The organism is Kitasatospora sp. NPDC040550 (assembly GCF_055594965.1).
This window is the reverse complement of the sequence record NZ_JBVIWC010000003.1, coordinates 351,260-365,210: the sequence shown is the minus strand read 5'-3', so window position 1 is coordinate 365,210 and position 13,951 is coordinate 351,260. Positions and strand designations below refer to the sequence as shown.

Sequence of the window (13,951 nt, the reverse complement as noted above, 5' to 3'; positions counted from 1 at the left end):
CTTCGCCGTGTCCGCGGCGGCTCAGCCCAGGTGGGTGCGGACCGCCTCGGCGAGGCGCTGCCCGACGCCCTCGGCCTGCACCGGGTCGGCGGCCTCGACCATGACCCGGACCAGCGGCTCGGTGCCGGAGGGGCGCAGCAGCACCCGGCCGGTGGAGCCCAGCTCGGCCTCGGCGGCGGCGACCGCGGCGGCCAGCTCGGTGCTGGTGCCCACCCGGCTCTTGTCGACGCCCTTGACGTTGATCAGCACCTGCGGCAGCCGGGTCATCACGGCGGCCAGGTCGGCCAGCGGCTGCTTGGTGGCGGCCAGTCGGGCGCCCAGCATCAGGCCGGTCAGGGTGCCGTCGCCGGTGGTGGCGTGGTCCAGCAGGATGACGTGGCCGGACTGCTCGCCGCCCAGCGCGAAGCCGTGCTCCTTCATCGCCTCCAGCACGTAGCGGTCGCCGACGGCGGTCTCCACCAGGTCGACGCCCTCGCGCTCCATCGCCAGCTTGAAGCCGAGGTTGGACATCACGGTGGCGACCGCGGTGTTGCCGCGCAGGGTGCCGGCCTCCTTCATGGCGATCGCGAGGATGGCGATGATCTGGTCGCCGTCCACCTCGTTGCCGTCGGCGTCGGCGGCCAGGCAGCGGTCCGCGTCGCCGTCCAGGGCGATGCCGAGGTCGGCCCGGTACTCCTTCATCGCGGCGCGCAGCCGGTCCAGGTGGGTGGAGCCGACACCGTCGTTGATGTTGAGGCCGGTGGGCTCGGCCCCCAGGGTGTGGACGACCTCGGCGCCGGCCCGGGCGAAGGCCTCGGGGGCGACGTAGGCGGCCGCGCCGTGGGCGCCGTCGATGACGACCCGGATGCCGTCCAGGCGGTTGGGCAGCACGCCGATCAGGTGGGCGACGTACTTGTCGAAGCCCTCGGTGTACTCCCGGACCCGGCCGACGGCCGCACCGGTCGGGCGGTTCCAGTCCTCGCCGGCGACGGTGTGCTTGCGGTAGTGGGCCTCGATCGCGTCCTCGATCCGGTCGTCCAGCTTGTGGCCGCCGCGGGCGAGGAACTTGATGCCGTTGTCAGGCATGGCGTTGTGGCTGGCGGACAGCATCACGCCGAAGTCGGCGCCGAGCGCGCCGGTGAGGTACGCCACGGCGGGGGTGGGGAGGACGCCGACCCGGAGCACGTCGACGCCGGAGCTGGCCAGGCCCGCGATGACCGCGGCCTCCAGGAACTCGCCCGAGGCACGGGGGTCACGGCCGACCACCGCGACCGGCCGGTGCCCGTCGAACGCGCCGGCCTCGCCGAGCACGTGGGAGGCCGCGACCGACAGGCCGAGCGCCAGCTCCGCCGTCAGGCCCTCGTTGGCCACACCGCGAACGCCGTCCGTACCGAAGAGTCGTCCCACTGTCCCGTCCTCCATCACCATGCTCGGAACCCACCGTTGATCCCGGCCGCCGCACGTTAGCCGGGGAACACGTCGCCCCGGAGTACACGAGGTACTCCGGGGCGACGGTTTGCGCAACCAGGGGGTGCGCCGCCAGGGCGGACCGCACCCCCGGGGACGCGATTAGCGCTTGCTGTACTGCGGCGCCTTGCGGGCCTTCTTGAGACCGGCCTTCTTGCGCTCGACGGCGCGGGCGTCACGGGTCAGGAAGCCGGCCTTCTTGAGGGCGCCGCGGTTGTTGTCCACGTCGGCCTCGTTCAGGGCACGGGCGACGCCGAGGCGCAGCGCGTAGGCCTGGCCGGAGACGCCGCCACCGCTGATGCGGGCGACGACGTCGTAACGGCCGTCCAGCTCGAGGAGCTTGAAGGGCTCGTTCACGGTCTGCTGGTGCACCTTGTTCGGGAAGTAACCCTCGAGGGTGCGACCGTTGATCTTCCACTGGCCGGTGCCGGGGACGATGCGCACGCGGGCGATCGCCTCCTTGCGACGGCCGAGGCCGGCGCCCGGGGTGGCCTCGCCGAAGCGGCCGGCCAGCGACTCGGAGGTGTAGCTCTCCTCGGAGGTGTACTCGCCCTCGACGGCCTCAACGGCCTCGTCGAAGTCGACCTCAAGGGTTTCAGTGGTCTCGGCCACGATGTTCCTCAGCTCTTTTCAGTGTTGGGGGGCTTGGTGGCCGAATTACTGCGCGACCTGGGTGATCTCGAACGGCACCGGCTGCTGGGCAGCGTGGGGGTGCTGGTCGCCCGAGTAGACCTTCAGCTTGGAGAGCATCTGGCGGCCCAGGCTGTTCTTGGGGATCATGCCCTTGATGGCCTTCTCGACGGCCTTCTCCGGGTTGTTCGCCAGCAGGTCGTCGTAGCGCACCGAGCGCAGACCGCCCGGGAAGCCCGAGTGGCGGTAGGCCAGCTTCTGGGTCTTCTTGTTACCGGACAGGTGCACCTTGTCGGCGTTGATGATGATGACGAAGTCACCAGTGTCAACGTGCGGCGCGTAGATCGCCTTGTGCTTGCCCCGGAGGAGGTTGGCGGCCTGGGAGGCCAGGCGGCCCAGCACGACGTCGGTCGCGTCGATGACGTGCCACTGACGCTGGACGTCGCCGGGCTTGGGGCTGTACGTACGCACGGTCGTAGCCTTCGCTTTTCAGTGAGTGAGTCCTGACAGGAGCACCCGGACGGAAGAGCAGCCTGATCACCCTTGGACGCAATTCAAGGGGGACCGCTGGTCGTCGACCTGATGTCTCCGGCGTACCGACCTCTCACGTGAGATAGAGCGAGCCAATACGCACATCAAGCGTCCAGGTTACCGGGCGGGCGGGAAGGGGTCAAAAATCGCCTCTCGCCGACCCGGCCGTCACTCAGCGTTCGCGCTCGACCCGGGTGACGTCCCAGACCGGTTCGGACGACTCGAAGACCTTCCCGTCCGCGCCGAACACCAGGAAGCGGTCGAAGGTCCTGGCGAACCAGCGGTCGTGGGTGACGCACAGCACCGTGCCCTCGAAGGCCTCCAGCCCGGTCTGCAGCGCCTCGGCGCTCTCCAGGTCCAGGTTGTCGGTCGGCTCGTCGAGCAACAGGGCCGTCACGCCGGAGAGTTCGAGCTTGAGGATCATCAGCCGGGCCTGCTGCCCGCCGGACAGCGACTCGAACTTCTGCTCCTCCTGGCGGTCCAGCTCGTACCGGCGCAGCGCGCCCATCGCGGCGCCGCGACTGAGCGCGTGCTCCTCCTCGATGATCGAGCGCACGGTGCGGCCGAACAGCTCCGGATGGGCGTGGGTCTGCCGGAAGTGGCCGGGGACGACCCGGGCACCGAGCTTCCAGCTACCGGTGTGCTCGACCGTGGTGTCCCCCGCGAGCAGCCGCAGCAGGTGCGACTTGCCGGCCCCGTTGGCGCCCAGCACGGCGACCCGCTCGCCGTAGAAGACCTCCAGGTCGAAGGGCTGCATCAGGCCGGTGAGCCCCAGCCGCTCCAGGGTGAAGGACCGCATGCCGGTGCGCCCGCCCTTGAGCCGCATGGTGATGCTCTGCTCGCGCGGAGGCTCCTCCGGGCGGCCGGCCTCCTCGAACTTCTTGAGCCGGGTCTGGGCGGCGGCGTAGCGGGTGGCGAGCGCATGGCTGACGGAGGCGGCCTGGCGCAGGGTGACGACCAGCTTCTTGAGCTTGGCGTGCTCCTCGTCCCACCGCCGGCCCAGTTCCTCGAAGCGCGCGAAGCGGTCCTTGCGGGCCTCGTGGAAGCTGTCGAAGCCTCCGCCGTGCACCCAGACGCTGCTGCCGGCGGCGCCGGACTCGACGCTGATGATCTTGTCGGCGGTCTTCGAGAGCAACTCGCGGTCGTGCGAGATGTACAGCACGGTCTTCGAGGTGGCCTTGAGGGCCTCCTCCAGCCAGCGCTTGGCCGGCACGTCCAGGTAGTTGTCCGGCTCGTCGAGCAGCAGGACCTCCTCCGGGCCGCGCAGCAGCGCCTCCAGCACCAGCCGCTTCTGCTCGCCGCCGGAGAGGGTGTTCAGGCCGCGCCACTGGGCCTTGTCGAAGGGCATCCCGAGGGCCGCCATGGTGCAGACGTCCCAGTCGGTCTCGTAGTCGTAGCCGCCGACGTCGGCCCAGTCGGAGAGCGCCTGGGCGTAGGCCATCTGCGTCTTCTCGTCGTCCTGGGCGATCATCGCCAGCTCGGCGGCGTCCACCGCGCGGGCGGCCACGGCGATCCGCTCGGGGGCGACCGAGACCAGCAGGTCGCGCACCGAGGCGTCGGCCGGCAGGGCGCCCGGGGTGGCGCTCTGGTCCTCGCGGCCGGTGGTGCCGACGAACTGGCGCATCACGCCGAGCCCGCCGCTGATCGTCACCGTGCCGCCGTGTGGCTGGATGTCCCCCGCGATCATGCGCAGCAGGGTGGTCTTGCCGGCCCCGTTGGCCCCGACCAGCGCGACCGCGGCGCCCTCGCCGACCCGGAAGGACGCGTCGTCGAACAGCACCCGCCCGTCCGGCAGGTAGTACTCCAGGTGCGAAATCTCGACGTGTCCCATGGGAACGATTGTCCCAAGCGGACGCCCCGGGCCAAAACGGATTACGCGGACGCCGGCTGCCCGGGCAGCGTGCGCATCCGCCGCGCCTGCCGGTTCCGCTCGGCGAGCTGGTCGTCCGGCGGGTAGCCGACCTCCTCCAGCGTGAGCCCGTACGGCCGGATCACGTTGACGGCCGAGTTGCGCACCCCGCCGGCCAGCACCTCGCCGGGGAACTCCACCGGCCGGTGCCGGTCGCCGACCAGCAGCATCGCGCCGACCAGCGCCCGGACCATGTTGTGGCAGAAGGCGTCGGCCCGCACGGTGGCGACCGCGAGGCTGCCCTCCTGGCTGGCGTAGGTGTCCACCGGGACGCGGTCCCAGTGCAGCTCCAGCAGGGTCCGGATGGTGGTGGCGCCCTCGCGCTTCTTGCAGTACGCGGCGAAGTCGTGCTCGCCGAGCAGCAGCTTCGCGGCCTCGTTCATCCTCTCGACGTCCAGCGGCCGGTCGTGCCACAGCACGTGCCCGCGCAGCAGCGGGTCGACCCCGCCGGGGTGGTCGGCGACCCGGTAGGCGTAGCGGCGCCAGATCGCCGAGAAGCGGGCGTCGAACCCGGCCGGCGCCTCGCCGACCCGGTAGATCCGGACGTCCCCGGGCAGCCGGCCGGCCAGCCGGCGCAGCAGCTTCTCCCGGTGCGCCTCCCACAGCTCGGCCGGCAGGTCGACGTGGGCGACCTGGCCGCGGGCGTGGACGCCGGCGTCGGTGCGGCCGGCCACCGTCAGCGGGAACAGCTCCGGGCTGCGGGTGACGATCTGCAGCGCGGTCTCGATCTCCTCCTGGACCGTCCGGCGGCCGCCCTTCTGGCGGGCCCAGCCGGAGAACTCGGCTCCCTGGTAGGCCAGGTCGAGCCGGACCCGGACGTGACCGTCGGCCGGTCCGTCCTTGACCGGCGGCTGCTCGGCGCAATCGTTGACCACTTGCTCCTGCTCCTACGAATAAGGAACGGGCCCGCTCCCCCATCGCTGGGAGAGCGGGCCCGCATCACACCTGGAGGTGTCAGGCCTGCTCGGCGGCCTCGGCCTCGTCGGCCTTGGTCTCGACGGCGGCGGCCTCGTCGGCCTCCTTGACGGCACGCTTGGTGGCGGCCTCGGCCTCGCCGACGGCGGTCTGCGCGACGGTCAGCGCCTCGACCAGCTCGATCACGGCCATCGGGGCGTTGTCGCCACGACGGGGACCGATCTTGGTGATACGGGTGTAACCACCCGGGCGGTTCTCGTAGCGCGGCGCGATCTCGGTGAAGAGGGTGTGCAGCACCGAGATGTCGGTGATGGTCTTGCGCACCAGGCGACGGTTGTGGATGTCGCCCTTCTTCGCCTTGGTGATCAGCTTCTCCGCCAGCGGGCGCATCCGACGGGCCTTGGCCTCGGTCGTGGTGATGCGGCCGTACTGGAACAGCTCCCGGCACAGACCGGCGAGCAGCAGCGGCTCGTGGTGCGGGCCGCCGCCGAGGCGGGCACCCTTGGTGGGACGCGGCATGGTGACTCCTTGTATCTCCGACTACGGCCGTATCAGGTACCGCAGCGGGCGTACCGGCACTGTTGCCGGCACGACTTGCCATGACGACGGGGGCGGCTCCGTGGAACCGCCCCCGCGGCCAAATCTCTTAGTACTGCTCGGTCTCCGCGTAACCCGCGTCGTCCAGGTCGTCGGCGCCGAAGGCGTCGGCGGCGGCGGTCGGGTCGAACCCGGGCGGGCTGTCCTTGAGGGCCAGGCCCATGCCGGCCAGCTTCGCCTTGACCTCGTCGATCGACTTCGCACCGAAGTTGCGGATGTCGAGCAGGTCGGCCTCGGAGCGGGCGACGAGCTCACCCACGGTGTGGATGCCCTCGCGCTTGAGGCAGTTGTACGACCGAACGGTGAGCTCCAGCTCCTCGATCGGCAACGCCAGGTCGGCGGCCAGGGCGGCGTCCGTCGGGGACGGGCCCATGTCGATGCCCTCGGCGTCGATGTTCAGCTCGCGGGCGAGACCGAACAGCTCCACCAGGGTCTTGCCGGCCGAGGCCATGGCGTCGCGCGGACGCATGGCGGGCTTGGTCTCGACGTCGACGATCAGCTTGTCGAAGTCGGTCCGCTGCTCGACACGGGTGGCCTCGACCTTGTAGGTGACCTTCAGCACGGGGCTGTAGATCGAGTCGACCGGGATGCGGCCGATCTCCTGGCCGGAGGCCTTGTTCTGGACGGCGGAGACGTAGCCGCGACCGCGCTCGACGGTCAGCTCCATCTCCAGCTTGCCCTTGCCGTTCAGCGTGGCGAGGACCAGCTCGGGGTTGTGCACCTCGACACCCGCCGGCGGGGCGATGTCGGCGGCGGTCACGACGCCCGGGCCCTGCTTGCGCAGGTACATCACGACCGGCTCGTCGTGCTCCGAGGAGACGACCAGCTGCTTGATGTTGAGGATGAGGTCGGTCACGTCCTCCTTGACGCCCGGCACGGTGGTGAACTCGTGCAGGACGCCGTCGATGCGGATGCTGGTGACAGCGGCACCCGGGATCGACGACAGGAGCGTGCGGCGCAGGGAGTTGCCGAGGGTGTAGCCGAAGCCCGGCTCCAGCGGCTCGATCACGAACCGCGAGCGGAACTCGTCGACGACCTCTTCGGTCAGCGAGGGGCGCTGAGCGATAAGCATGGGGGATGTTCCTCCAGTTGTCTTCGGCACCCACTATTTGATGCCGACAGGACCAAGCGTACGGGGTCCCGCAACACAGCGACTGATCGACTGCGCGAGACCCCGTACGTGGTTCACAGCGTTACCGGCGTGCCCGAAGGCGCTGCGTCAGACGCGGCGGCGCTTCGGCGGACGGCAGCCGTTGTGCGGGGTGGGGGTGACGTCCTGGATCGAGCCGACCTCCAGGCCGGTGGCCTGGAGCGAACGGATCGCGGTCTCGCGGCCGGAGCCCGGACCCTTGACGAAGACGTCGACCTTGCGCATGCCGTGCTCCTGCGCGCGACGGGCAGCGGCCTCGGCGGCCATCTGCGCGGCGAACGGGGTGGACTTGCGCGAGCCCTTGAAGCCGACGTGACCGGCGGAGGCCCAGGAGATCACGTTGCCCGCGGGGTCGGTGATCGAAACGATGGTGTTGTTGAACGTGCTCTTGATGTGCGCGTGGCCGTGAGCGACGTTCTTCTTTTCCTTGCGGCGGATCTTCTTCGCGCCGGCAGCCTGACGACCCTTGGGGGGCATAAGTCTGTTCTCCTACTGAGGTGGTCGGTCCGCTGACCCGCGGGCCGGAGGGATGTCCGGTTACGGGACGGACTACTTCTTGCCCGGCTTCTTCTTACCGGCGATCGCGCGACGCGGGCCCTTGCGGGTACGCGCGTTGGTGTGGGTGCGCTGGCCGCGGACCGGCAGGCCACGGCGGTGACGCAGACCCTCGTAGCAGCCGATCTCGACCTTGCGGCGGATGTCGGCGGCCACCTCACGGCGGAGGTCACCCTCGACCGTGTAGTTGGCGTCGATGTACTGGCTCAGCTTGACCAGGTCGTCCTCGGTGATGTCGCGAACGCGGACATCCGGGTTGACACCGGTCTCGGCGAGGGTCTGCTGGGCGCGGGTACGGCCGATGCCGTACACGTACGTAAGGGCGATCTCGATCCGCTTCTCACGGGGGAGATCAACGCCGGCGAGGCGTGCCATTCAAGGCTCCTGTGGTTCTTCAGAGGTCTGACAGGCCACCTACTCCGACACCTCACGGTGAGGGAGCCCCGGCCTCTGACCGGGGGCGGCAGTCCGTCCCTTCCGGGACGGATCGGGTGACCCGCGTATGACGTTTTCGCGTCGCGCGAAGTACTACGAGAAATGCGGGAGGGAGATCAGCCCTGGCGCTGCTTGTGGCGCAGGTTGTCGCAGATCACCATGACCCGACCGTGACGGCGGATCACCTTGCACTTGTCGCAGATCTTCTTGACGCTCGGCTTGACCTTCATGTTCAGGTTCTCCGGGTCTAGATCTGACGTTCTTACTTGTAGCGGTAGACGATCCGGCCGCGCGTGAGGTCGTAGGGGCTGAGCTCCACGACGACCCGGTCGTCCGGCAGGATGCGGATGTAGTGCATGCGCATCTTGCCACTGATGTGCGCGAGGACCTTGTGACCGTTCTGCAGCTCGACCTTGAACATCGCGTTCGGAAGAGACTCGATCACGGTGCCCTCGATCTCAATGGCGCCTTGCTTCTTAGCCATGAACTGCGAGATCCACCTTCCGGGACCGGCTACCGTATGCGGAACGCTCGTGCGAACCTGGGTTCACCCCGCCCCCGAGGGGAAGAGGGCGTGCTGAAGCACGCTACGAGTGAGCCGACGGTCCATCCTACGCCAGCGCGTCCCGCGGGCCAAAACGGGGGTACCGGAAGGAGTCCGCCGTCACACCGGCCCCGTCAGACCCCGGTGGAGAAGGTCAGCGGCTCGACGTGGGCGGTGCAGGCCGCGCAGCGGCGGGCGGCCTCGGGTATCTCGGTCAGGCACTCGGGGCAGGGGCGCTTCGCGGCCTTCGGCTTCTTCGGCAGGTAGCGCTCGGTGGCCTTGGTGATCGGCAGCACGACGCAGAAGTACAGCACCGCGGCGGTCATGAGGAAGGCGATCAGCACGTTCAGGAACTGGCCGTACGGGAACTTCACCCCGCCGATCTCCGCCGTGTACGAGCTGAAATCGCCGGCCGCACCGACCACCACGCCGACCAGCGGGGTGAGGAAGGCGGACACGAAGCCGGTCACCACCGCGGTGAACGCGGCACCGATGACCACACCGACCGCCATGTCGACGACGTTGCCGCGCATCATGAAGTCGCGGAATCCCTTGAGCACTGCGCTCTCCTGCTCGCTCGTAAGCCATTGGGCCAGTAACTGCCACTGCCAGCCGTTAAAAATAGGACAAAAGCCCTGGAGGTCCAAACCTCCAGGGCTCTGATCCCTTGTCAGCAGCGGCCGTTGACCGCCCGGGCGACTACGCCAGCGGGTCCGGAGCCGCGGTGATGCCCAGCTTGGCGAGCTCGGCCTTGCCGCCGTCGAAGGCGGTCAGCACCAGCGGGCCCTCCTCGGTGACGGCCACCGAGTGCTCCCAGTGCGAGGCCCAGGTGCCGTCGTTGGTGACGACCGTCCAGTCGTCCTCCAGCACCGCGGTGTGCGGGGTGCCCAGCGAGACCATCGGCTCGATCGCCAGCACGGTGCCCGGGATCAGCTTCGGGCCCTTGCCGCGGCCGCGCTCGACGTAGTTCAGCACGTGCGGCTCCATGTGCATCGCGGTGCCGATGCCGTGGCCGCCGTAGCCCTCGGTGATGCCCCACTTGCCCTTGGGCGGCAGCGGCTGGCGCCGGATGAAGCCCTCGATCGCCTTGGAGACGTCCACCAGGCGGTTGTTCTTCTTCATCTGGGCGATGCCGGCCCACATCGAGCCCTCGGTCACCCGGCTGAGCATCTCGACCTCGGGGCGGACCTCGCCGACCGCGACGGTGATCGCCGAGTCGCCGTGCCAGCCGTCCAGGATGGCGCCGCAGTCGATCGAGATGATGTCGCCCTCCTGCAGCACCCGCTCGCCCGGGATGCCGTGCACGACCTCGTTGTTCACCGAGGCGCAGATCACGCCCGGGAACCACAGGCCGCCGTGGTGGGCGCGGAAGTTCGAGGTGGCGCCGTGGTCGGTGATGACCTTGTCGGCGATGTCGTTGAGCTCCTGGGTGGTCACCCCGGGAGCGACCGCCTCGCGACAGGCCTTGAGCGCCTCGGCGACGACCAGCCCGGCCGCCCGCATCTTCGCGATCTGCTCGGGGGTCTTGATCTCCACCATCAGGTCACGCCTTCCAAGTCCGGATTACCACTGCCTACCACCGTACGACGTCGAAAACGGCCGGGCCGCCCGCTCCACGGGCGACCCGGCCGTCACGCGTACCTCGCTGAGGGAACTCAGCCGTTCTGCTTCAACGCCTCGATCGCGCGCTGGGTGACCTCGTCCACCTTGCCGAGGGCCGAGATCGTCGCCACCAGGCCCTGCTGGACGTAGTAGTCGATGATCGGCTCGGTCTCCGTGTGGTAGACCTCCAGGCGCGTGCGCACCTTCTCCTCGGTGTCGTCCGAGCGCTGGTACAGCTCGCCGCCGCACTCGTCGCAGACGCCCTCGGCCTTCGGCGGGTTGTAGTCCACGTGGAACACGTGGCCCCCGTCGTTGCGGCACAGGCGGCGGCCGGCGATCCGGCGGACGACCTCGTCCTCGGGGACCTCCAGGTCCAGCACGCCGTCCAGCTTGATGCCCTGCTCGGTGAGGAACTCGTCGAGCGCCTTGGCCTGGCCCAGGTTGCGGGGGAAGCCGTCGAGCAGGAAGCCGTTGGCCGCGTCGGCCTGCAGCATGCGGTCCTTGGCCATCCCGATGGTGACCTCATCCGGCACCAGGCGACCCGCGTCCATGTAGCTCTTGGCCTCGAGCCCCAGCGGGGTGCCCTGACCGATGTTGGCGCGGAACAGGTCGCCGGTGGAGATGTGGGGGATGGACAGGGTCTTGGCGAGCAGGTGCGCCTGAGTACCCTTCCCGGCCCCGGGAGGACCAACGAGGACGATACGCATCAGCGGAGGAACCCTTCGTAATTGCGCTGCTGGAGCTGGCTCTCGATCTGCTTCACAGTTTCGAGTCCGACGCCGACGACGATGAGCACGCTGGTGCCGCCGAACGGGAAGTTGGTCTGCTGTCCGAAGGCGACCAGGGCGATCATCGGGATCAACGCGATCAGGCCCAGGTAGAGCGAACCCGGCCACGTGATACGGGTCAGCACGTAGTTCAGGTACTCGGCCGTCGGCCGGCCGGCCCGGATGCCCGGGATGAAGCCACCATACTTCTTCATATTGTCGGCAACTTCTTCGGGGTTGAAGGAGATGGCGACGTAGAAGAAGGCGAAGAAGACGATCAGCAGGAAGTAGGTGGCCATGTAGATCGGGTGGTCACCCTTGACGAAGTTCTGCTTGATCCACGCCGCCCAGCCCGACTGGCTGTTGGTCAGCTGGACCACCAGCGCCGGGATGTACAGCAGCGACGAGGCGAAGATGACCGGGATGACACCGGCCTGGTTCACCTTGAGCGGGATGTAGGTCGAGGTGCCGCCGAAGGCCCGGCGGCCGATCATCCGCTTCGCGTACTGGACCGGGATCCGGCGCTGCGCCTGCTCGACGAAGATGACCAGCATCACAACGATGACGCCGACCGCGACCACGGAGAGGAACTCGACCCAGCCGCCGCCGATGGTGCCCGACTGCTTGATGGCCCACATCGAGGACGGGAACTGCGCGGCGATCGAGGTGAAGATCAGCAGCGACATGCCGTTGCCGATGCCGCGGTCCGTGATCAGCTCGCCCAGCCACATGATGACCGTGGTGCCGGCCGTCATCGTGAGCACCATGACCGCGATCCGGAACACCGAGGTGTCCGGCACGATCTGGTTGGCGTACACGCAGCCCGAGAACAGCGCGCCGCTGGAGGCGGTCGCCACGATGCCGGTGCCCTGGAGCACGGCGAGCGCGATGGTCAGGTAGCGGGTGTACTGGGTGATCTTCGCGGTGCCGGCCTGCCCCTCCTTCTTCAACGCCTCCAGTCGCGGGATCACGACGGTGAGGAGCTGGAGGATGATGCTCGCGGTGATGTACGGCATGATGCCGAGCGCGAAGATCGTCAGCTGGAGGAGCGCGCCACCGCTGAACAGGTTGACGAGTCCGAAGAGCCCGTTGTTCTTGGTCTCCTTGACGCACTCGTTCACGGCCGTGAAGCTCACGCCCGGAATCGGAATGTGCGAGCCCAGCCGGAACAGCACCATGATGCCCAGCGTGAACAGCAGCTTCTTGCGCAGGTCGGGCGTCTGGAACGCCCGCGCGAACGCACTGAGCACGGTGCCTCCTGCGCCTCCCGCACGTCGTCGGCGGGAGGGTCGGTCCTGAATGGGGAGTTTGCGGTACGGGCCCCCGTACAGACGGCACAGGCGAGCCTACGCGCAGCCTACAAGGGAACTCCACGGACTCTAACAGTGCGCGGCCACTCGAAAGAAGCGCGTACCGTCCCTCCCCCACTCACGGGGGTACGGGATGCCCGGTTTTGCCACACAAAAGAACGAGGCCCGGTACCGGCTGATTTCGGCCCCGGAGTGAAAGCCGGGGTAAAAGCACGAGCCCCGCACCTCCCGAAGGAGGTGCGGGGCTCGAAGCCGGTTGTCGGCGGGTTCAGCGGGCTCAGACGAGCTCGGTGACCGTACCGCCGGCGGCCTTGATCTTCTCGGCGGCCGAGCCGGAGACTGCGTCGACCGTCACCTGCAGCGCAACCGAGACCTCGCCGGTGCCGAGCACCTTGACGAGGGAGTTCTTGCGAACCGCGCCCTTCGCGACCAGGTCCTCGACCGTGACCTCGCCACCCTGCGGGTAGAGCTCGGCCAGCTTGTCGAGGTTGACGACCTGGAACGTGATCTTGAACGGGTTCTTGAAGCCCTTCAGCTTCGGCAGGCGCATGTGGAGCGGCATCTGGCCACCCTCGAAGCGCTGCGGAACCTGGTAGCGGGCCTTGGTGCCCTTGGTACCACGACCGGCGGTCTTACCCTTGGAGCCCTCACCACGACCCACGCGGATCTTGTCGGTCTTGGCACCCGGGGCGGGACGCAGGTTGTGGATCTTGATCGGGTTGTCGCCCATGATCAGTCCACCTCCTCAACCGTCACCAGGTGACGGACCGTGTGGGCCATCCCGCGGATCTCGGGACGGTCCTCCTTGACCACCACGTCGTGCATGCGCTTGAGACCAAGCGTACGCAGGGTGTCACGGTGGTTCTGCTTGCTGCCGATGTACGACTTGGTCTGCGTGATCTTCAGGCGAGCCATCAGGCGCTCACCCCAGCAGCACGAGCGCGCAGCAGGGCGGCGGGGGCCACGTCCTCCAGCGGCAGGCCACGGCGGGCGGCGATCTCCTCGGGGCGAACGAGGCCCTTCAGAGCAGCCACGGTGGCGTGCACGATGTTGATCGCGTTGTCCGAGCCGAGCGACTTCGACAGGATGTCGTGGATGCCGGCGCACTCCAGGACGGCGCGCACCGGACCACCGGCGATAACACCGGTACCGGGGGCGGCGGGCTTCAGCAGCACGACGCCGGCGGCCTTCTCACCCTGGATGGGGTGCGGGATGGTGCCCTGGATACGGGGGACCTTGAAGAAGTTCTTCTTGGCCTCCTCGACACCCTTCGCGATGGCGGCCGGAACCTCCTTCGCCTTGCCGTAACCGACACCCACGGTGCCCTCGCCATCGCCCACCACGACGAGCGCGGTGAAGCTGAAGCGACGGCCACCCTTGACAACCTTGGCGACACGGTTGATCGCGACGACGCGCTCGACGTAAGCGGTCTTCTCGACGGCCTGGGCGTTGCCCTGACCATCACGCTTACGGTCGCGCCGCTCGCCACCCGTGCCGCGACCGGCGCCGCCTTCGCGGCGCTGGGGTCCAGCCATTGGAATTACCTCTCTCGTTTACGTC

At 68.7% G+C, this 13,951-nt stretch carries 18 protein-coding genes; all 18 read right to left on the bottom strand.

All coding sequences use genetic code 11. From position 1 onward, the window contains the following. Positions 1–21: 21 nt before the first annotated feature. Positions 22–1,386 carry a phosphoglucosamine mutase gene (glmM, locus tag ACZ58X_RS06985; RefSeq protein ID WP_470332615.1) on the bottom strand — a complete coding sequence of 455 codons (1,365 nt, stop codon included), beginning with the start codon at positions 1,384–1,386 and terminating at the stop codon, positions 22–24. 162 nt (positions 1,387–1,548) lie between these two features. Beyond that, positions 1,549–2,058: a 30S ribosomal protein S9 gene (gene rpsI / locus ACZ58X_RS06980; RefSeq protein WP_229928575.1), complete on the bottom strand. Its 510-nt coding sequence runs from the start codon at positions 2,056–2,058 to the stop codon at positions 1,549–1,551. A gap of 45 nt (positions 2,059–2,103) precedes the next feature. After that, a complete protein-coding gene (rplM, locus tag ACZ58X_RS06975; protein WP_030055846.1) occupies positions 2,104–2,547 on the bottom strand; it encodes a 50S ribosomal protein L13 in 444 nt (147 codons plus the stop codon). 232 nt (positions 2,548–2,779) lie between these two features. Next, entirely contained in the window at positions 2,780–4,438 is a 1,659-nt protein-coding gene (locus tag ACZ58X_RS06970; RefSeq protein ID WP_470332614.1) for an ABC-F family ATP-binding cassette domain-containing protein, read from the bottom strand. Between the two features lie 41 nt (positions 4,439–4,479). Beyond that, positions 4,480–5,391 carry a tRNA pseudouridine(38-40) synthase TruA gene (truA, locus tag ACZ58X_RS06965; RefSeq protein ID WP_470332613.1) on the bottom strand — a complete coding sequence of 304 codons (912 nt, stop codon included), beginning with the start codon at positions 5,389–5,391 and terminating at the stop codon, positions 4,480–4,482. Between the two features lie 79 nt (positions 5,392–5,470). After that, the gene (rplQ, locus tag ACZ58X_RS06960; protein ID WP_359897505.1) at positions 5,471–5,950 is read right to left on the bottom strand and encodes a 50S ribosomal protein L17; all 480 of its coding nucleotides are present in this window, start codon (positions 5,948–5,950) and stop codon (positions 5,471–5,473) included. Positions 5,951–6,077: 127 nt separating this feature from the next. Then, positions 6,078–7,100, bottom strand: coding sequence for a DNA-directed RNA polymerase subunit alpha (locus ACZ58X_RS06955; RefSeq protein ID WP_030055844.1), 1,023 nt, complete (start codon positions 7,098–7,100; stop codon positions 6,078–6,080). Positions 7,101–7,247: 147 nt separating this feature from the next. After that, positions 7,248–7,655 (bottom strand): 30S ribosomal protein S11, encoded by a 408-nt coding sequence (rpsK, locus tag ACZ58X_RS06950; protein ID WP_030232513.1) that lies wholly within the window; start codon positions 7,653–7,655, stop codon positions 7,248–7,250. A 72-nt stretch (positions 7,656–7,727) separates the two neighbouring features. After that, positions 7,728–8,108, bottom strand: a complete 381-nt coding sequence (gene rpsM, locus ACZ58X_RS06945) for a 30S ribosomal protein S13 (RefSeq protein WP_316523629.1) — start codon at positions 8,106–8,108, stop codon at positions 7,728–7,730. Positions 8,109–8,284: 176 nt separating this feature from the next. Then, complete coding sequence (rpmJ, locus tag ACZ58X_RS06940) at positions 8,285–8,398, bottom strand: 50S ribosomal protein L36 (protein ID WP_003956441.1); 114 nt, start codon at positions 8,396–8,398, stop codon at positions 8,285–8,287. A gap of 32 nt (positions 8,399–8,430) precedes the next feature. Next, positions 8,431–8,652: a translation initiation factor IF-1 gene (infA, locus tag ACZ58X_RS06935; protein WP_003956442.1), complete on the bottom strand. Its 222-nt coding sequence runs from the start codon at positions 8,650–8,652 to the stop codon at positions 8,431–8,433. 194 nt (positions 8,653–8,846) lie between these two features. Further along, positions 8,847–9,272 carry a large conductance mechanosensitive channel protein MscL gene (gene mscL, locus ACZ58X_RS06930; RefSeq protein ID WP_470332746.1) on the bottom strand — a complete coding sequence of 142 codons (426 nt, stop codon included), beginning with the start codon at positions 9,270–9,272 and terminating at the stop codon, positions 8,847–8,849. 139 nt (positions 9,273–9,411) lie between these two features. Further along, positions 9,412–10,251: a type I methionyl aminopeptidase gene (gene map, locus ACZ58X_RS06925; RefSeq protein WP_470332612.1), complete on the bottom strand. Its 840-nt coding sequence runs from the start codon at positions 10,249–10,251 to the stop codon at positions 9,412–9,414. Between the two features lie 116 nt (positions 10,252–10,367). Further along, positions 10,368–11,021 carry an adenylate kinase gene (locus ACZ58X_RS06920; protein WP_470332611.1) on the bottom strand — a complete coding sequence of 218 codons (654 nt, stop codon included), beginning with the start codon at positions 11,019–11,021 and terminating at the stop codon, positions 10,368–10,370. Next, positions 11,021–12,331 (bottom strand): preprotein translocase subunit SecY, encoded by a 1,311-nt coding sequence (secY, locus tag ACZ58X_RS06915; protein WP_470332610.1) that lies wholly within the window; start codon positions 12,329–12,331, stop codon positions 11,021–11,023. The genes ACZ58X_RS06920 and secY overlap by 1 nt, the downstream gene beginning before the upstream one ends. A gap of 337 nt (positions 12,332–12,668) precedes the next feature. Beyond that, positions 12,669–13,121, bottom strand: a complete 453-nt coding sequence (rplO, locus tag ACZ58X_RS06910; protein ID WP_030280790.1) for a 50S ribosomal protein L15 — start codon at positions 13,119–13,121, stop codon at positions 12,669–12,671. A 2-nt stretch (positions 13,122–13,123) separates the two neighbouring features. Beyond that, entirely contained in the window at positions 13,124–13,306 is a 183-nt protein-coding gene (rpmD, locus tag ACZ58X_RS06905; protein ID WP_049649044.1) for a 50S ribosomal protein L30, read from the bottom strand. Next, positions 13,306–13,926, bottom strand: coding sequence for a 30S ribosomal protein S5 (gene rpsE / locus ACZ58X_RS06900; RefSeq protein WP_350503564.1), 621 nt, complete (start codon positions 13,924–13,926; stop codon positions 13,306–13,308). Before rpsE ends, rpmD begins: the two co-directional genes overlap by 1 nt. Between the last annotated feature and the right edge of the window lie 25 nt (positions 13,927–13,951).